Annotated in this window: 16 protein-coding genes; 13 read left to right on the top strand and 3 right to left on the bottom strand. The window is 58.6% G+C overall.

From position 1 onward, the window contains the following. Nucleotides 1-14 precede the first annotated feature (14 nt). From nuoI to GSQ93_RS01075, 13 genes are all read left to right on the top strand, one after another. Nucleotides 15-503, top strand: coding sequence for an NADH-quinone oxidoreductase subunit NuoI (gene nuoI / locus GSQ93_RS01135; protein ID WP_050381450.1), 489 nt, complete (start codon nucleotides 15-17; stop codon nucleotides 501-503). 188 nt (nucleotides 504-691) lie between these two features. Continuing rightward, complete coding sequence (locus tag GSQ93_RS01130; RefSeq protein ID WP_158933864.1) at nucleotides 692-1393, top strand: NADH-quinone oxidoreductase subunit J; 702 nt, start codon at nucleotides 692-694, stop codon at nucleotides 1391-1393. A 14-nt stretch (nucleotides 1394-1407) separates the two neighbouring features. Next, the gene (gene nuoK, locus GSQ93_RS01125; protein ID WP_158933863.1) at nucleotides 1408-1713 is read left to right on the top strand and encodes an NADH-quinone oxidoreductase subunit NuoK; all 306 of its coding nucleotides are present in this window, start codon (nucleotides 1408-1410) and stop codon (nucleotides 1711-1713) included. A gap of 17 nt (nucleotides 1714-1730) precedes the next feature. After that, nucleotides 1731-3812 carry an NADH-quinone oxidoreductase subunit L gene (gene nuoL / locus GSQ93_RS01120; RefSeq protein ID WP_158933862.1) on the top strand — a complete coding sequence of 694 codons (2082 nt, stop codon included), beginning with the start codon at nucleotides 1731-1733 and terminating at the stop codon, nucleotides 3810-3812. A 17-nt stretch (nucleotides 3813-3829) separates the two neighbouring features. Then, nucleotides 3830-5320: an NADH-quinone oxidoreductase subunit M gene (locus tag GSQ93_RS01115; protein ID WP_158933861.1), complete on the top strand. Its 1491-nt coding sequence runs from the start codon at nucleotides 3830-3832 to the stop codon at nucleotides 5318-5320. A 24-nt stretch (nucleotides 5321-5344) separates the two neighbouring features. Then, nucleotides 5345-6823, top strand: a complete 1479-nt coding sequence (gene nuoN / locus GSQ93_RS01110; protein WP_158933860.1) for an NADH-quinone oxidoreductase subunit NuoN — start codon at nucleotides 5345-5347, stop codon at nucleotides 6821-6823. After that, a complete protein-coding gene (locus GSQ93_RS01105) occupies nucleotides 6823-7119 on the top strand; it encodes a DUF2818 family protein (RefSeq protein WP_158933859.1) in 297 nt (98 codons plus the stop codon). Before nuoN ends, GSQ93_RS01105 begins: the two co-directional genes overlap by 1 nt. A 71-nt stretch (nucleotides 7120-7190) precedes the next feature. After that, nucleotides 7191-7793 carry an NUDIX domain-containing protein gene (locus tag GSQ93_RS01100; RefSeq protein WP_158933858.1) on the top strand — a complete coding sequence of 201 codons (603 nt, stop codon included), beginning with the start codon at nucleotides 7191-7193 and terminating at the stop codon, nucleotides 7791-7793. A gap of 228 nt (nucleotides 7794-8021) precedes the next feature. Further along, nucleotides 8022-8504 (top strand): DUF1178 family protein, encoded by a 483-nt coding sequence (locus GSQ93_RS01095; RefSeq protein ID WP_158933857.1) that lies wholly within the window; start codon nucleotides 8022-8024, stop codon nucleotides 8502-8504. A 67-nt stretch (nucleotides 8505-8571) separates the two neighbouring features. Beyond that, nucleotides 8572-9768: an acyl-CoA dehydrogenase family protein gene (locus GSQ93_RS01090; protein ID WP_158933856.1), complete on the top strand. Its 1197-nt coding sequence runs from the start codon at nucleotides 8572-8574 to the stop codon at nucleotides 9766-9768. A 10-nt stretch (nucleotides 9769-9778) separates the two neighbouring features. Continuing rightward, nucleotides 9779-10900 carry an acyl-CoA dehydrogenase family protein gene (locus GSQ93_RS01085; protein ID WP_158933855.1) on the top strand — a complete coding sequence of 374 codons (1122 nt, stop codon included), beginning with the start codon at nucleotides 9779-9781 and terminating at the stop codon, nucleotides 10898-10900. Nucleotides 10901-10931: 31 nt separating this feature from the next. Next, the gene (locus GSQ93_RS01080; RefSeq protein ID WP_158933854.1) at nucleotides 10932-11390 is read left to right on the top strand and encodes a MaoC family dehydratase; all 459 of its coding nucleotides are present in this window, start codon (nucleotides 10932-10934) and stop codon (nucleotides 11388-11390) included. After that, complete coding sequence (locus GSQ93_RS01075; RefSeq protein ID WP_158933853.1) at nucleotides 11387-11848, top strand: MaoC family dehydratase; 462 nt, start codon at nucleotides 11387-11389, stop codon at nucleotides 11846-11848. Before GSQ93_RS01080 ends, GSQ93_RS01075 begins: the two co-directional genes overlap by 4 nt. Before the next feature lie 57 nt (nucleotides 11849-11905). On the opposite strand, the gene GSQ93_RS01070 is transcribed toward GSQ93_RS01075, so the two are convergent. From GSQ93_RS01070 to GSQ93_RS01060, 3 genes are all read right to left on the bottom strand, one after another. After that, nucleotides 11906-12598: a glutathione binding-like protein gene (locus tag GSQ93_RS01070; RefSeq protein ID WP_158933852.1), complete on the bottom strand. Its 693-nt coding sequence runs from the start codon at nucleotides 12596-12598 to the stop codon at nucleotides 11906-11908. A gap of 114 nt (nucleotides 12599-12712) precedes the next feature. Further along, nucleotides 12713-13927, bottom strand: coding sequence for an acyl-CoA dehydrogenase (locus tag GSQ93_RS01065; protein ID WP_158933851.1), 1215 nt, complete (start codon nucleotides 13925-13927; stop codon nucleotides 12713-12715). A gap of 19 nt (nucleotides 13928-13946) precedes the next feature. Continuing rightward, nucleotides 13947-15056, bottom strand: coding sequence for a phosphotransferase (locus tag GSQ93_RS01060; RefSeq protein WP_158933850.1), 1110 nt, complete (start codon nucleotides 15054-15056; stop codon nucleotides 13947-13949). Between the last annotated feature and the right edge of the window lie 34 nt (nucleotides 15057-15090).

Genomic DNA, 15090 nt, shown 5'->3' with positions numbered 1-15090 from the left:
CGGATGAAAAAACCATGAACGCATTACAGAATTTCTTTAAAACGTTTTTCCTGACCGAGTTGCTGAAGGGTCTGGCGCTGACAGGCGGTTATCTGTTCCAGCGCAAGGTCACTGTTCAGTTCCCGGAAGAGAAGACGCCTATTTCCCCGCGATTCCGTGGTCTGCATGCATTGCGCCGATACGAAAATGGCGAAGAGCGCTGCATCGCGTGCAAGCTGTGCGAGGCTGTGTGCCCCGCGCTTGCCATCACGATTGAATCGGAAACGCGCGCTGACAACACCCGCCGTACCACGCGCTACGACATCGATTTGACCAAGTGCATTTTCTGCGGTTTTTGCGAAGAGAGCTGCCCGGTTGATTCGATCGTCGAAACGCACATTCTCGAGTACCACGGCGAGAAGCGCGGCGACCTGTATTTCACGAAGGACATGCTGCTCGCAGTGGGCGACCGTTATGAAACGGAGATTGCTGCTGCGAAGGCGGCTGACGCGCCGTATCGGTAAAACGCGGTACAACGCGGTAAAGCGGAGCGGGGCGTAGCAAGCTGAACACCGCCGCGCCCCTTGCTGTTCCTGCATTTGAATTGACCTGCTGTTCCGGCCCGCGCGCCAAGCTTGTAGGTTGCGTCCTTAAAAAACGCAACGCGGCGCGCTTGTGTCAAAACACAAAGCCTAACGATGAACCGGTAATCATGGAATTCACGACCGTACTGTTTTACATCTTCGCGCTGCTGCTGGTTGTCTCGGCGCTGAAGGTGATCACTTCGCGCAATCCGGTGGCGTCCGCCTTGTTCCTCGTGCTCGCGTTCTTCAACGCGGCCGCGATCTGGATGCTGCTTGAAGCCGAATTCCTCGCCATTCTGCTGGTTCTCGTCTATGTCGGCGCGGTGATGGTGCTGTTCTTGTTCGTGGTGATGATGCTGGACATCAACCTCGACGCGCTGCATGGCGACTTCAAGAAGTTCGTGCCTATAGCCAGCATCGTGGGCGCGATCATCATCATCGAAACTGCGCTGATTCTTTGGCACGGTTACGGCGCGACGGTTACGCCGGTCCGCGACGCGATGTTGGTCAACGGGGTGGGCGCCGGCGTGGGCCCGAACGCGGTGATGTCGAACACGCAGCTGATCGGCAAGGTCATCTACACCGACTACATCTTCGCGTTTGAAATTGCCGGCCTGATCCTGCTGGTGGCAATCATTGCGGCGGTCTCGCTGACCGTTCGCGAGAAGAAGGACAGCAAGCGCCAGCGCATTAGCGACCAGGTCAAGGTGCGTGCGAAAGATCGCGTGCGGATCGTCAAGATGAAGTCCGAGACAGAAGCGCCGGACGCCACGACCAATCCGCCCGTGACCGGCAATGCCGGCGCCGGCACGGTCGACAACAAAGGCTGAGGAGATAAATAACCATGTTGAGTCTTGCCCATTACCTTGTGCTTGGCGCGATCCTGTTCGCGATCAGCATCGTCGGCATTTTTCTGAATCGACGCAACATCATCATCATCCTGATGGCAATCGAATTGATGCTGTTGGCGGTCAACACGAACTTCGTCGCCTTCTCGCATTATCTCGGCGACATCCACGGACAGATCTTTGTGTTCTTCGTGCTGACAGTCGCGGCGGCTGAAGCCGCAATCGGCCTCGCTATCCTGGTCACGTTGTTCCGCAGTCTCGACACGATCAACGTCGAAGACCTCGATCAGCTCAAAGGTTAATTTCAGGCAAGACAGATATGTCCACGACACTCAATGAAAACCTTCTGCTCACGATCGCGCTGGCGCCGCTTGCCGGTTCGCTGATCGCCGGGCTGTTCGGCTGGAAGATCGGGCGCAAGAGCTCGCATCGAATTACGATCCTCGGCGTGATGATCTCGTTCGTCCTCTCCTGCTTCGTCTTCTTCGACGTAGTGCAGGGCGCGAGCTTCAACGCGACCATCTACGAATGGATGACGGTCGGTCCGCTGAAGATGGAGATCGGCTTCCTGGTCGACTCGCTCACCGCGATGATGATGGTGATCGTCACCTTCGTCTCGCTGATGGTGCACATCTACACGATCGGCTACATGGCCGATGAAGAGGTGGGTTACGAACGCTTCTTCTCGTACATCTCGCTCTTCACGTTCTCCATGCTGATGCTCGTGATGAGCAACAACTTCCTGCAGCTGTTCTTCGGCTGGGAAGCGGTGGGTCTCGTGTCGTACCTGCTGATTGGCTTCTACTACACCCGCCCGACGGCCATCTACGCGAACATGAAGGCGTTCATCGTGAACCGCGTGGGCGACTTCGGGTTCCTGCTCGGCATTGGCTTGTTGCTGGCGTTTGCGGGTTCGCTCAATTACGGCGATGTCTTCGCTCACCGTACCGCACTGGCCGGCATGACGTTCCCGGGCACGGATTGGGGTCTGCTGACCGTCGCCTGTATCTGCCTGTTCATCGGCGCGATGGGTAAGTCGGCGCAGTTCCCGCTGCACGTGTGGCTGCCGGACTCCATGGAAGGCCCGACGCCTATCTCGGCGCTGATCCACGCGGCAACCATGGTGACGGCCGGTATTTTCATGGTCACGCGGATGTCGCCGCTGTTCGAATTGTCGGATTCGGCGTTGTCTTTCGTGACGGTGATCGGCGCGATCACGGCGCTGTTCATGGGCTTCCTGGGTGTGGTGCAGAACGACATCAAGCGCGTGGTGGCTTACTCCACGCTCTCGCAACTCGGGTACATGACGGTGGCGCTTGGCGTCTCCGCTTACCCGGTCGCTGTATTCCATCTAGCAACGCACGCATTCTTCAAGGCGCTGCTGTTCCTCGGCGCGGGTTCGGTGATCATCGGCATGCACCACGACCAGGACATGCGCAACATGGGCGGCCTGCGTAAGTACATGCCGATCACATGGATCACGTCGCTGATCGGTTCGCTGGCGCTGATTGGTACGCCGTTCTTCTCGGGCTTCTACTCGAAGGACTCGATCATCGATGCTGTGAAGGCGTCGCACATCGCCGGCTCGGGTTTCGCGTATTTCGCGGTGGTTGCAAGCGTGTTCGTGACGGCGCTGTATTCGTTCCGCATGTACTTCCTGGTGTTCCACGGGAAGGAGCGTTTCCGCGGTCCGAAGCATCCGGAAAGCCCGATGGGAATTGAAGCTGCAGAAGCGGCCGCGCATGCGCATGATTCACACGGTCACGACGCACACGGCCATGACGATCATGGTCATGGCCCGCACATTCCGCACGAAACATCGTGGGTCATCACGCTTCCGCTGATCCTGCTGGCCATTCCGTCTGTGATCATCGGCGCAATCGCGATCGGCCCGATGCTGTTCGGCGACTTCTTCGCGCACGGCGTGGTGTTCGACAAGGTGATCTTCATTGGCGAAAACCATCCGGCGCTGCATGAAATGGCCGAGGAATTCCACGGCTGGTTCGCGATGGGCCTGAGTTCAGTCGAGGGCTTGCCGGTGTGGCTGGCGCTCGCGGGCGTGGTCGTGTCGTGGTTCCTGTACTGGAAGCGCACGGATCTGCCGGGCGTGATCAAGCAACGCTTCCTGCCGATCTGGACCTTGCTCGACAACAAGTACTACCTCGACAAGATCAACGAAGTCGTATTTGCCAAAGGCGCGGTCGCCATTGGCCGCGGACTGTGGAAAGAGGGTGATGTCGCCGTTATTGACGGTATCGTCAACGGCCTCGCCAAGTTCGTCGGCTGGTTTGCCGGTGTGATTCGCTTCCTTCAATCCGGTTACATCTATCACTACGCGTTCGCCATGATCATTGGCATGTTGGGGCTCTTGACCCTGTTTGTAACGCTCGGCGGCAAATAAGGCGGGGACACCTATCTATGCACTCTTTACCCATTCTTAGTCTCGCGATCTGGACGCCGATCATTGTCGGCATCCTTGTACTGGCAATAGGCAATGACAGCAATCCGGGCCCGTCGCGCTGGCTTGCGCTGATCGGCTCAATTGTTGGGCTGATCGTTACGCTTCCGCTGATTACCGGCTTCGACAATTCGTCGGCCGCGCTGCAGTTCGAAGAGAAGGCTGTCTGGATCGACCGCTTCAACATCTCGTATCACCTGGGTGTCGACGGTCTTTCCATGTGGTTCGTCGTCTTGACCGCGTTGATCACGGTGATCACGATCATCAGCGCGTGGGAAGTCATCACGGTTCGCGTGGCGCAATACCTGGCCGCGTTCCTGATTTTGTCGGGCCTCATGATCGGCGTGTTCTCGACCGCCGACGGCATGTTGTTCTACGTCTTCTTCGAAGCCACGCTGATTCCGATGTACATCATCATCGGCGTGTGGGGCGGTGCGAACCGGGTTTATGCCGCGTTCAAGTTCTTCCTGTACACGCTGATGGGCTCGCTGCTGATGCTGATCGCGCTGCTGTACCTGTACACGCAGACGCATACGTTCGATATCGCTACGTGGCACGCTTTGAAGATCGGCTTTACGCCGCAGATATTGCTGTTCATCGCGTTCTTCATGGCCTTCGCCGTGAAAGTGCCGATGTGGCCGGTCCACACGTGGTTGCCGGACGCCCACGTGGAAGCGCCGACGGGCGGCTCGGTCGTGCTGGCTGCGATCATGCTGAAGCTGGGTGCGTACGGTTTCATCCGCTTCTCGCTGCCTATCGCGCCGGATGCCAGCCATTTCCTGGCGCCGGTGGTGATCACGTTGTCGTTGATCGCCGTGATCTACATTGGCTTCGTGGCGCTGGTGCAGGAAGACATGAAGAAGTTGGTGGCGTATTCGTCGATTGCGCACATGGGCTTCGTCACGCTCGGCTTCTTTATCTTCAGCACGCTCGGCATGGAAGGCGCGATTATCCAGATGATCTCGCACGGCTTTGTCTCGGGCGCGATGTTCCTGTGTATCGGCGTGCTGTACGACCGTATGCATTCGCGCCGGATCGCCGACTACGGCGGTGTGGTCAACGTGATGCCGAAGTTCGCCGCGTTCGCCATGTTGTTTGCGATGGCCAACTGCGGTTTGCCGGGAACCTCGGGTTTCGTCGGTGAGTTCATGGTGATTCTGGCTGCCGTGAAGTTCAACTTCTGGATCGGTTTCCTCGCGACCTTCACGCTGGTTCTCGGCGCGGCTTACACGCTGTGGATGTACAAGCGCGTGCACTTCGGCGCAATTGCGAACGAGCACGTGGCGAAGCTGAAAGACATCAACAAGCGCGAATTCTTCATGCTCGCCGTGCTTGCCGTATTCACGCTGTACATGGGCCTGTATCCGAAGCCGTTCACCGACGTGATGCACGCATCCGTAGAAAATCTCCTCTCCCACGTCGCGCAGTCCAAACTGCCGCTGGCCCAGTAACGCGTGCGGAGGAAATAAAAGATCATGCAAAACGCCCCCATGAGTGCCCTGTTACCCGATGGACTGTTGATGTTGATGGTCGTCGTGGCCTGGTTGAACGACACGATCTTCGGCACGAAGAGCCGTCACACGACCTACCTGATTTCGGTTGTATCGGCCGTTGTGGTCGGTGTGTTGTTCGCCTTCCAGGCGCTCGATCCCACGCCGCACTACTTCTTCACGCGCATGTATGTGGTCGACCCGTTTGCGAGCGCGATGAAAGCGGTCGTGACGCTCGGCTTCGCGGTGTCGATCATCTATTCGCGCAAGTATCTTGAAGATCGCGACCTGTTCCGCGGTGACTTCTTCCTGCTCGGTTTGTTCTCGCTGCTCGGCCAGTGCGTGATGATTTCCGGCAACAACTTCCTGACGCTGTATCTCGGCCTGGAACTGATGTCGTTGTCGTTGTACGCGGTGATCGCGTTGCGCAAGGATTCGCCGCAAGCCAACGAATCCGCGATGAAGTACTACGTACTCGGCGCGCTCGCTTCGGGTTTCCTGCTCTACGGTATCTCGATGCTGTACGGCGCGACCGGCTCGCTCGAACTGAACGAAGTGGCGAAGGCGATTGCAACGGGCCGCATCAACGACGCAGTCCTTTTGTTCGGCGTGATCTTCGTGGTAGCAGGCGTGGCGTTCAAGATGGGCGCGGTGCCGTTCCACATGTGGGTGCCTGACGTGTACCAAGGCGCACCGACCGCGATGACGCTGCTCACCGGCGGTGGCCCGAAGGCTGCGGCGTTTGCGTGGGGTCTGCGTTTCCTCGTGATGGCGCTGTTGCCGCTGGCGGTGGACTGGCAAGAGATGCTGGTGATCCTGGCCGCGTTGTCGCTGATCGTGGGTAACGTGACCGGTATCGTGCAGAAGAACATCAAGCGGATGCTGGCGTACTCGGCTATCTCGAACATGGGCTTCGTGCTGCTCGGCATGCTGGCGGGCGTGGTCGACGGCAAGGCTGATGGCGCGGCGAACGCGTACAGCTCGGCCATGTTCTACAGCATCATCTATTTGCTGACCACGCTCGGCACCTTCGGCGTAGTCATGTTGCTGGCACGCAAGGACTTCGAAGCCGAAACACTCGATGACTTCAAGGGCCTGAATCAGCGTAGCCCGGTGTTCGCATTCGTGATGATGATCATGATGTTCTCGCTCGCCGGCATTCCGCCGATGGTCGGCTTCTACGCGAAGCTTGCCGTGCTCGAGGCCACCATGAACGCCGGCCTGACGTGGCTCGCGGTGCTGGCTGTCTTGTCATCGCTGGTGGGTGCGTTCTACTACCTGCGTATCGTCAAGCTGATGTACTTCGATGCACCGACCGATGCATCGCCGATCATCGCAGACAACCTGAAGCGCGCGCTGCTCGCGTTCAACGGTCTGGCTGTGCTGGTGCTCGGCATTGTCCCCGGACCGCTGATGAACGCTTGTCTGGCAGCGATCACGCACACCTTGCCGTTCCAGCTCTAATGTCGGCAGCGGGCTGGTTTATCGTGTTGTTGGCGCTGGTCGGCGCCAACCTCCCGTTCGCGAATCAACGTCTTTTCTCCGTCGCCCCGCTCAAGACGACGAAAAAGAACGGCTGGATCCGCATCGCGGAATTGATCGTGCTTTATTTTGTCGTGGGCGCGCTCGGCTTTATGCTTGAGGCGCGTGCGGGCAACCGCTTCGAGCAGGGCTGGCAGTTTTACGCCGTGACCTTCAGCTTGTTCCTGGTGCTCGCTTTCCCCGGCTTCACGTTCCAATATCTCGTCAAGCGCCGTTGACGGCGACGGCCGTCGCGGCTTGATCTTCGCGTTTAACTTAAGAGTTATGCGCGTTTCCTTCAAGGTGCACGATGGTTGACCAATCTCTCGATTTCCCCGATTCCGACGACGGCCTGCTCGAGAAGACGGTTGAGAGCAAGCTGCTGCATCAGGGCAAGTTCCTTACGCTCAAGATCGATACGGTCGAGCTGCCGGATGGCAAGCACGCCACGCGTGAGTTCGTCGAACATCCGGGTGCAGTAATGATCCTGCCGCTATTCGATGACGGCCGCGTGCTGCTCGAACGGCAGTATCGATATCCGATCGCCAAGGTCCTGCTTGAATATCCCGCGGGCAAGATCGATCCGAACGAGAGCGAGCTGGCGTGTGCAAAACGCGAGCTTCTCGAAGAAACCGGTTATACGGCACGCGAATGGTTTCTCCTGACGCGGATTCATCCAGTCATTTCGTACTCCACCGAATTTATCGACGTGTATCTGGCGCGCGGGTTGACGGCAGGCGAGCGCAAGCTCGACGAGGGCGAGTTCCTGGAGACGTTCATCGCGGACCAGTCGCAGGTTTTGGAGTGGATCAAGAGCGGCCATATCAGCGACGTCAAGACGATCATCGGCAGCTTCTGGCTGGAGAAGGTGATGTCGGGTGAGTGGGCGTTGGGCGATCCGGTCAGCGACTGAGCTGCGACCGAAATGCCCGATACACGCACTAAAAGGCGGCCGCGAAGGCCGCTTTTTATTTGTCTGCTCAATCACGACTGCGCCCCGTTCGGCACGCGTTCCGGCGCCGGGCTAAAATCGAACGTCTGTTCCACCATTCCATCAAACCGTCGCATTGTCATTTTTTTGCGAACGGTCGTTCACAAAACGCGTTTTTGCGACTAAACTTTCTGGCAAGCCCCGATCAGCATGAAGGTTCTCGACTTGAAGTGCTCACATGACCATCGTTTCGAAGGCTGGTTTGCTTCGACCGATGAGTTCGAATCCCAGTTGTCGCGCAAGCTCGTGGCTTGCCCGGTGTGTTCGACAACGGAGGTGAGCCGTATGCCCTCGGCGCCGCGCCTGAATTTGTCGGTGAGCCGTTCGGAGAGTCGTTCGGATCAAGGCGAGAAAGAAGCCGCTGGAGCGAACGCCGCTAAGGCGGCCCCGCCGCAAGACGCCGATCAGGCACTTCAGGCGCGTGCGCTGCATTTCATGCGGGAAATTCTCGCGAAGACGGAGAACGTGGGCGACCGTTTTGCTGAAGAGGCGCGGCGCATGCATTACGACGAAGCGCCCGCGCGCAATATTCGCGGCGTCGCAACGCCGGAAGATGCGCACGCATTGATGGAAGAAGGCATCGACGTGATGCCGTTGCCCGTGCCGGCCGCACTGAAAGAGCCGCTGCAATAAGCTGAACAAGTTCAGCTAAGGCGCGTCTCCTCATGGCCGACCCGGGTCATGACAGGAGACACAGCGCATGGACCTGAATTATTCCCCCGCCGACGACGCATTTCGCGCCGACATCCGCGCCTGGCTCGACGCCAACCTGCCGCAAGCGTTGCGGACCAAGGTACTCGATCACAAACGCCTGAATCGCGACGACTACGCGAGCTGGCACAAGCTGCTCGGCACGCGTGGCTGGTCGGTTGTCGCGTGGCCGAAGGAATACGGCGGTCCCGGCTGGGACGCGACGCAGCGTCATATCTGGGACGAAGAATGCGCACGTATTGGTGCGCCCGGCGTGTTGCCGTTCGGGGTATCGATGGTCGCGCCCGTTCTCATGAAATACGGCAGCGACGCGCAAAAAGCCCACTATCTCCCGCGTATTCTCGATGGCACCGATTGGTGGTGCCAAGGCTATTCAGAACCCGGTTCGGGGTCTGATTTGGCATCGCTCAGAACACGCGCTGAACGCCAGGGCGATCACTACGTGGTCAACGGCCAGAAAACCTGGACCACGCTCGGCCAGTTCGCCGACATGATGTTCTGCCTCGTGCGCACTGACACCGGCGTGAAAAAACAGGAAGGCATCTCGTTTCTTCTCATCGATATGAAGACGCCCGGCATCACCGTGCGCCCGATCATCACGCTCGACGAAGATCACGAGGTCAACGAAGTATTCCTGGAAGACGTGAAGGTGCCGCTCGAGAATCTGGTCGGCGAAGAAAATCGCGGCTGGACCTACGCCAAGTATTTGCTCGGGCATGAACGCACGGGCATTGCGCGCGTGGGGCAATCGAAGCGCGAACTGGTGTTCCTGAAACGGCTTGCCGCGAACCAGAAGAAGGGCGGCGTTTCGTTACTTACCGATCCCGTGTTTTCCTCGAAGATCGCCGCGCTCGAGATCGAGATGATGGCACTCGAGGTCACCGTGCAACGCGTGGTCGCGAGCGAAGCGAACGGCCGCGGGCCGGGGCCGGAGGCATCGATGCTCAAGATCAAGGGCACCGAAGTCCAGCAGGCGCTGACCGAACTCATGGTCGAAGCCATTGGCCCGCAAGCTGCCGCGTTCGACCCCGCGTATCTGGAAGGCGAACGTGAACACAGCCTGGCCGGCGACGACGATGCCGCCCCGCTTGCCGCGTACTACTTCAACTTCCGCAAGACGTCGATCTACGGCGGCTCGAACGAAATTCAAAAAAACATCATCGCGCAGATGATTCTGGGCTTGTGAGGAGCGGCACATGGACTTCAATTTCACCGATGAGCAGCAACAGTTCAGGGACGCATTGCGCCGGTATCTCGACAACGAGTACACGTTCGATGCACGGCAGAAGATCGTGGCGTCCAAGGAAGGTGTCGATGCAAAACATTGGACTGCATTCACCGAACTAGGCTTGCCGGCCTTGCCGGCACCTGAAGCGCAAGGCGGTTTCGATGGCGGTCCGGCCGATATGCTGGTCGTGATGCAGGAACTCGGACGCGCGCTTGTCGTGGAACCGTATTGGGCGACGGCGGTGGGTATCGAAGCGTTGCGACTTGTGGGCGATGACCACGCGAACGCGTTACTCGAACGCACGGCCGGCGGCGAGATCAAGCTCGCGGTGGCGTTTCACGAACCCCATGCCCGCTACGACCTTTTCTCGGTCGATACCACCGCGCAAGAGAAAGGCGATGGTTTCGTACTGAGCGGCCAGAAGTCGTTGGCCCTTCATGGGGCACAGGCCGACTACTGGATCGTACCGGCAAGGCTTGCCGGAGAAATCGCGTTGTTCGCAGTTGCGCGTGACGCGGCGAATGTGGAAGTCACCGAGTATCGGACGATCGATGGTCAGCGTGCCGCGACGCTCACGTTCACGGGTACGCCTGCCGATCGTCTTGGCAAGGCCAACACGGGTGCCGCTACGCTTGAGCGTATTGCTGACTACGCTACGTTCTTGCTGTGCGCCGAAGCCGTTGGCGTACTCGATGCGCTGAATCACGCGACGGGCGAGTACACGAAGGAGCGTAAGCAATTCGGCACGCCCATCGCGCGGTTTCAGGCGTTGCAGCATCGTATGGTCGAGATGCTGATTCACGCTGAGCAGGCGCGTTCGATCACGTATCTTGCCGCCGCGCGATATACCAGCGAGGACGCCACTGAACGCCGCCGCGCAATTTCCGCAGCCAAAGCACGGGTCGGTCAGGCAGCGCGCTTCGTTGGTCAGCAGGCGGTGCAACTGCATGGCGGGATGGGTGTGACGAACGAAGTCGCGGCGGCGCATTGGTTCAAGCGCTTGTCGATCATCGAGACAACGTTAGGCGATGTCGATCATCATCTGGCACGGTTTGCATCGTTGCCTGGATTCGCAGACACTGACGTTTGATTAATCGATGCATTTAAAAAGGAGAGCGGGGATGACGTTCAGCTATGAGGATTTCGAAGTTGGAGCGGTGGCGCAATTGAGTGGCCATACGTTTCTGAAGGAAGAGATTATCGAATTTGCCGGGCGTTATGATCCGCAGCCTTTTCATTTGAGCGCGGCGGGTGGCGAGGCATCGCCATTTGGCGGGCTGGTCGCGAGCGGCTGGAATACATGTTCGGCAATGATGAGCATTCTGGTGCGCGACATGCTCGCCGATTCCACATCGATGGGTTCACCCGGGCTCGACAACATCCGATGGCTAAAGCCGGTTCGGGTGAACGACACCGTTCGGTTGACCGTGCGCGTGTTGAGCAAGCGGGTATCGGAGAGCAAGCCGGATCGTGGAATTGTCGCCACGCGTTGGGAAGCTTATAACCAGCGCGACGAACTGGTCTTGACCGTGGATTCGGCGGCAATCTTCGGGCTTCGTCACCCGGGAAACGCGCAATGACGCTAGCCACGTTAGGCAGTGCAGCGGATGTAAAAGCCGCGCAGGGTGGCAAAGAGTATGTGAGCGAGTGGTTGGAAATAGATCAATCACGCGTGAACCGATTCGCCGATGCCACCGACGATCATCAGTGGATCCACGTCGACGTAGAGAGAGCGAAAAAAGAATCGCCTTTCGGTGGACCCATTGCGCATGGGTTTTTAACCTTGGCGTTAGTCCCGATGTGGCTGGATCAATGCGTGCCGTTGCAGCAAAAAATGGGCGTGAATTACGGCATGAATAAAGTGCGGTTCATGTCGCCGGTGCGGGTCGGGACGAAGCTCCGGGCGAGGTTCGTAGCGGAAACGGTGACTGATGTGGAAGGGGGTGGGGTGCAGGTGATCTGGCGCGTGACCGTGCAGAAAGAAGGCAGTGAGAAACCGGTATGCGTCGCTGAGTTCATCACCCGGCATTACTTTTGAAAGTCGGGGGCTCGTCGTCGCAGGTTCCCCGAGCGAGGAATCTGCGCTGCGTTACGCTTAACGCTTTGCGTACTGCTGCGCGCCAAACAGCACTTCGCGTTGTTTGTCACCGGTCAAATCCTTGCGCGCAGAAGCGAGTACTTCAACGCCACGAATAACCGCAGGCCTCGCCGAAATCTCGTCAAACCAACGCTTCACGTTTGGAAATTCGTCCAGCTCAATCCCCTGGTTTTTCCACGATCGCGTCCACGGAAACGTCGCGATATCAGCGATTGAATATTCGTTTCCAGCGAGAAACCGCGTCACGTCCAATTGCTTGTCCATTACGCCATACAAGCGCTTGGCTTCGTTCGAATATCGATTGACCGCGTACTCGATCTTCTCCGGCGCGTAAATCCTGAAGTGATGCGCCTGGCCAAGCATGGGTCCAACGCCGCCCATCTGGAACATCAGCCACTGCATGGTCGTGTATCGGCCGACAGGATCCAGAGGCAAGAACTTACCCGTCTTCTCAGCGAGATAAAACAGGATCGCCCCGGATTCAAAGAGTGCCAGCGGCTTGCCTTCGGGGCCATCGCTGTCGATAATCGCGGGGATCTTGTTATTGGGGCTGATCGCCAGGAAATTGGGCGTGAACTGATCACCCGCGCCGATATCGATGGGAATGGCTTTGTACTCGAGCCCGAGTTCTTCCAGCATGATATGAATCTTGTGGCCGTTCGGCGTGGCCCAGCTATAGACGTCGATCATCTTCGCTCCTGATCCTGAATACGGGAAAGCGGCGACCCGAGCAATCAGGGGTTGCCACTCAAAAACGCTGCCAAAAATTAGACCATAGTTCGCAGAAGGACGCTCAACGCCGCTTCACGCGTACCGTGAAAGCTCCAGCTTGGCGATCGCGTTCCGATGCACTTCATCCGGCCCGTCGGCAAGCCGCAACGTCCGCGCATGCGCGTAGGCGTAAGCCAGCGGAAAGTCATCGGACACACCGGCCGCGCCGTGCGCCTGGATCGCCCAATCGATGATCTGGCACGCGATATTCGGCGCGACCACCTTGATCATCGCGATCTCGCCGCGTGCGCCCTTATTGCCGACGGTATCCATCATGTAAGCCGCTTTCAGGGTGAGCAGACGCGCCTGTTCGATCATGATGCGTGCCTCGGCAATACGCTCCTGCGTCACGCCGTGCGCAGCGATCGGCTTGCCGAAAGCCACCCGTTGCAGCGTGCGTTTCGTCATCAATTCGAGCGCGCGTTCAGCCAGTCCAATCAGGCGCATGCAGTGATGAATCCGGCCCGGCCCAAGACGTCCCTGCGCGATTTCAAAGCCGCGCCCTTCGCCGAGCAGCATGTTCGATACCGGCACGCGTACGTTCTCGAGCGTGATGTCCATGTGACCGTGCGGCGCGTCGTCGTAGCCGAACACCGAGAGCGGCCGGTGAACCGTGATACCGGTCGCGTCTGCGGGAACGAGAATCATCGATTGTTGCTGATGTTTCGGCGCGTCGGGATCGGTCTTGCCCATCACGATATACACCTTGCAGCGCGGATCGCCCGCACCCGACGACCACCACTTGTGGCCGTTGATCACATAACCGTCGCCATCGCGCACGATGCTGCACTGGATATTCGTCGCATCCGACGAAGCCACGTCCGGCTCGGTCATCAGGAATGCGGAGCGGATCTCGCCTTGCAGCAACGGTTCGAGCCATTGCAGTTTCTGCTGCTCGCTGCCATACCGTTCGATGGTCTCCATGTTGCCCGTGTCGGGCGCGCCGCAATTGAACACTTCCGGCGCCCATGGCACGCGGCCCATGATCTCGCAGAGCGGCGCGTATTCAAGATTGCTTAATCCGGCGCCGCGTTCGGATGCGGGCAGGAACAGGTTCCAGAGGCCGGCATCGCGAGCTTGTTCCTTCAGCTTTTCGATCAACGCCGTCGGGACCCAAGCGTTGCCGTTTGCGCGATTGGCGGCGACTTCGCTGTTGAACGCCCGCTCGTTCGGGTAGATGTGTTCATCGAAGAAATGGCTTAGCTTTTGGCGCAATTCCTGCACTTTCGGCGTGTAATCGAAATTCATATCGTCTCCTCATTAATCTCTATTCACCGACTTTCTGCGCATACAGCCAGGCGAGTTCGGCCATGGGTTTCGCGCGCTTTCCAGCATCCAGAGCCTGCGTGCTTGCCGCCGTGCCTTCGCTGACCCGCTTCATGATTCCCTGCAGGATCGCGGCAATGCGGAACATGTTGTACGTGAGGTAGAAATTCCAGTCGCCCTGGATGGCCAAGCCCGTGCGGGCGAGGTAGGTCGCGACGTATTCGTCCTCATCGGGAATGCCGAGCGCCGCCCAGTCAAGGCCGCCGATGCCGCGAAATTGCGTCGGATCGACGTGCCACGCCATGCAGTGGTAAGCGAAATCGGCGAGCGGATCGCCGAGCGTGGACAGCTCCCAGTCGAGCACGGCGAGCACGCGCGGTTCCGTCGGATGGAAGATAAGGTTGTCGAGCCGGAAGTCCCCATGAACGATTGACACGCGTTCCGCCGGTGCGCCTTCCACGCCGCGCGGAATATGTTTCGGCAGCCATTCGATCAGCTTGTTCATCGCTTCGATAGGCTCCGTTTCCGATGCAACGTATTGCTTGCTCCAGCGACCGATCTGCCGCTCGAAATAGTTGCCGGGCTTGCCGTAGGTATCGAGGCCGACTTGCGCGATATCGACCGAATGGAGTGCCGCGATCACGCGATTCATCTCGTCATAGATTGCGCCGCGTTCGGACGGTGTCATGCTCGGTAGCGCCTGATCCCACAACACGCGGCCTTCGATGAACTCCATCACATAGAACGCTCGCCCGATGACGCTTTCGTCCTCGCACAACGCGAACATTGTCGCGACGGGAACGTCGGTGCCGGCAAGCGCGTCCATCACGCGATATTCACGTTCGATCGCATGCGCCGATGGCAATAACTTCGCCGCCGGCCCGGGTTTCGATCGCATCACGTAACTGCGCGCGGGCGTGATCAGCTTGAAAGTGGGATTCGATTGGCCGCCGGCAAACTGCTCGACGGTGAGCGGTCCGGCGAAGCCTTCAACATGCGTTTCCAGCCACGCGGATAACGCCGGAACATCGAATTGTTGCCGCTCGTTGACCGGGCGTGTTCCCTCGAACGCTGAAAAATCTTGTGGTGCGGGGGTATCGTTTGCAGCCATCGTTGTCTCCTCCGGTCTTGCGTTTATTGAGGCA

The sequence above is a fragment of the Burkholderia sp. S171 genome, from assembly GCF_009766085.1.
Taxonomy (GTDB): Bacteria; Pseudomonadota; Gammaproteobacteria; order Burkholderiales; family Burkholderiaceae; genus Caballeronia.
This window is presented reverse-complemented; position numbering and strand designations above follow the sequence as displayed.

Coding starts and splice junctions, on each gene's coding strand:
- nuoI (WP_050381450.1), top strand. CDS start 15: ATGAACGCATTACAGAATTTCTTTAAAACGTTTTTCCTGACCGAGTTG.
- GSQ93_RS01130 (WP_158933864.1), top strand. CDS start 692: ATGGAATTCACGACCGTACTGTTTTACATCTTCGCGCTGCTGCTGGTT.
- nuoK (WP_158933863.1), top strand. CDS start 1,408: ATGTTGAGTCTTGCCCATTACCTTGTGCTTGGCGCGATCCTGTTCGCG.
- nuoL (WP_158933862.1), top strand. CDS start 1,731: ATGTCCACGACACTCAATGAAAACCTTCTGCTCACGATCGCGCTGGCG.
- GSQ93_RS01115 (WP_158933861.1), top strand. CDS start 3,830: ATGCACTCTTTACCCATTCTTAGTCTCGCGATCTGGACGCCGATCATT.
- nuoN (WP_158933860.1), top strand. CDS start 5,345: ATGCAAAACGCCCCCATGAGTGCCCTGTTACCCGATGGACTGTTGATG.
- GSQ93_RS01105 (WP_158933859.1), top strand. CDS start 6,823: ATGTCGGCAGCGGGCTGGTTTATCGTGTTGTTGGCGCTGGTCGGCGCC.
- GSQ93_RS01100 (WP_158933858.1), top strand. CDS start 7,191: ATGGTTGACCAATCTCTCGATTTCCCCGATTCCGACGACGGCCTGCTC.
- GSQ93_RS01095 (WP_158933857.1), top strand. CDS start 8,022: ATGAAGGTTCTCGACTTGAAGTGCTCACATGACCATCGTTTCGAAGGC.
- GSQ93_RS01090 (WP_158933856.1), top strand. CDS start 8,572: ATGGACCTGAATTATTCCCCCGCCGACGACGCATTTCGCGCCGACATC.
- GSQ93_RS01085 (WP_158933855.1), top strand. CDS start 9,779: ATGGACTTCAATTTCACCGATGAGCAGCAACAGTTCAGGGACGCATTG.
- GSQ93_RS01080 (WP_158933854.1), top strand. CDS start 10,932: ATGACGTTCAGCTATGAGGATTTCGAAGTTGGAGCGGTGGCGCAATTG.
- GSQ93_RS01075 (WP_158933853.1), top strand. CDS start 11,387: ATGACGCTAGCCACGTTAGGCAGTGCAGCGGATGTAAAAGCCGCGCAG.
- GSQ93_RS01070 (WP_158933852.1), bottom strand. CDS start 12,598: ATGATCGACGTCTATAGCTGGGCCACGCCGAACGGCCACAAGATTCAT.
- GSQ93_RS01065 (WP_158933851.1), bottom strand. CDS start 13,927: ATGAATTTCGATTACACGCCGAAAGTGCAGGAATTGCGCCAAAAGCTA.
- GSQ93_RS01060 (WP_158933850.1), bottom strand. CDS start 15,056: ATGGCTGCAAACGATACCCCCGCACCACAAGATTTTTCAGCGTTCGAG.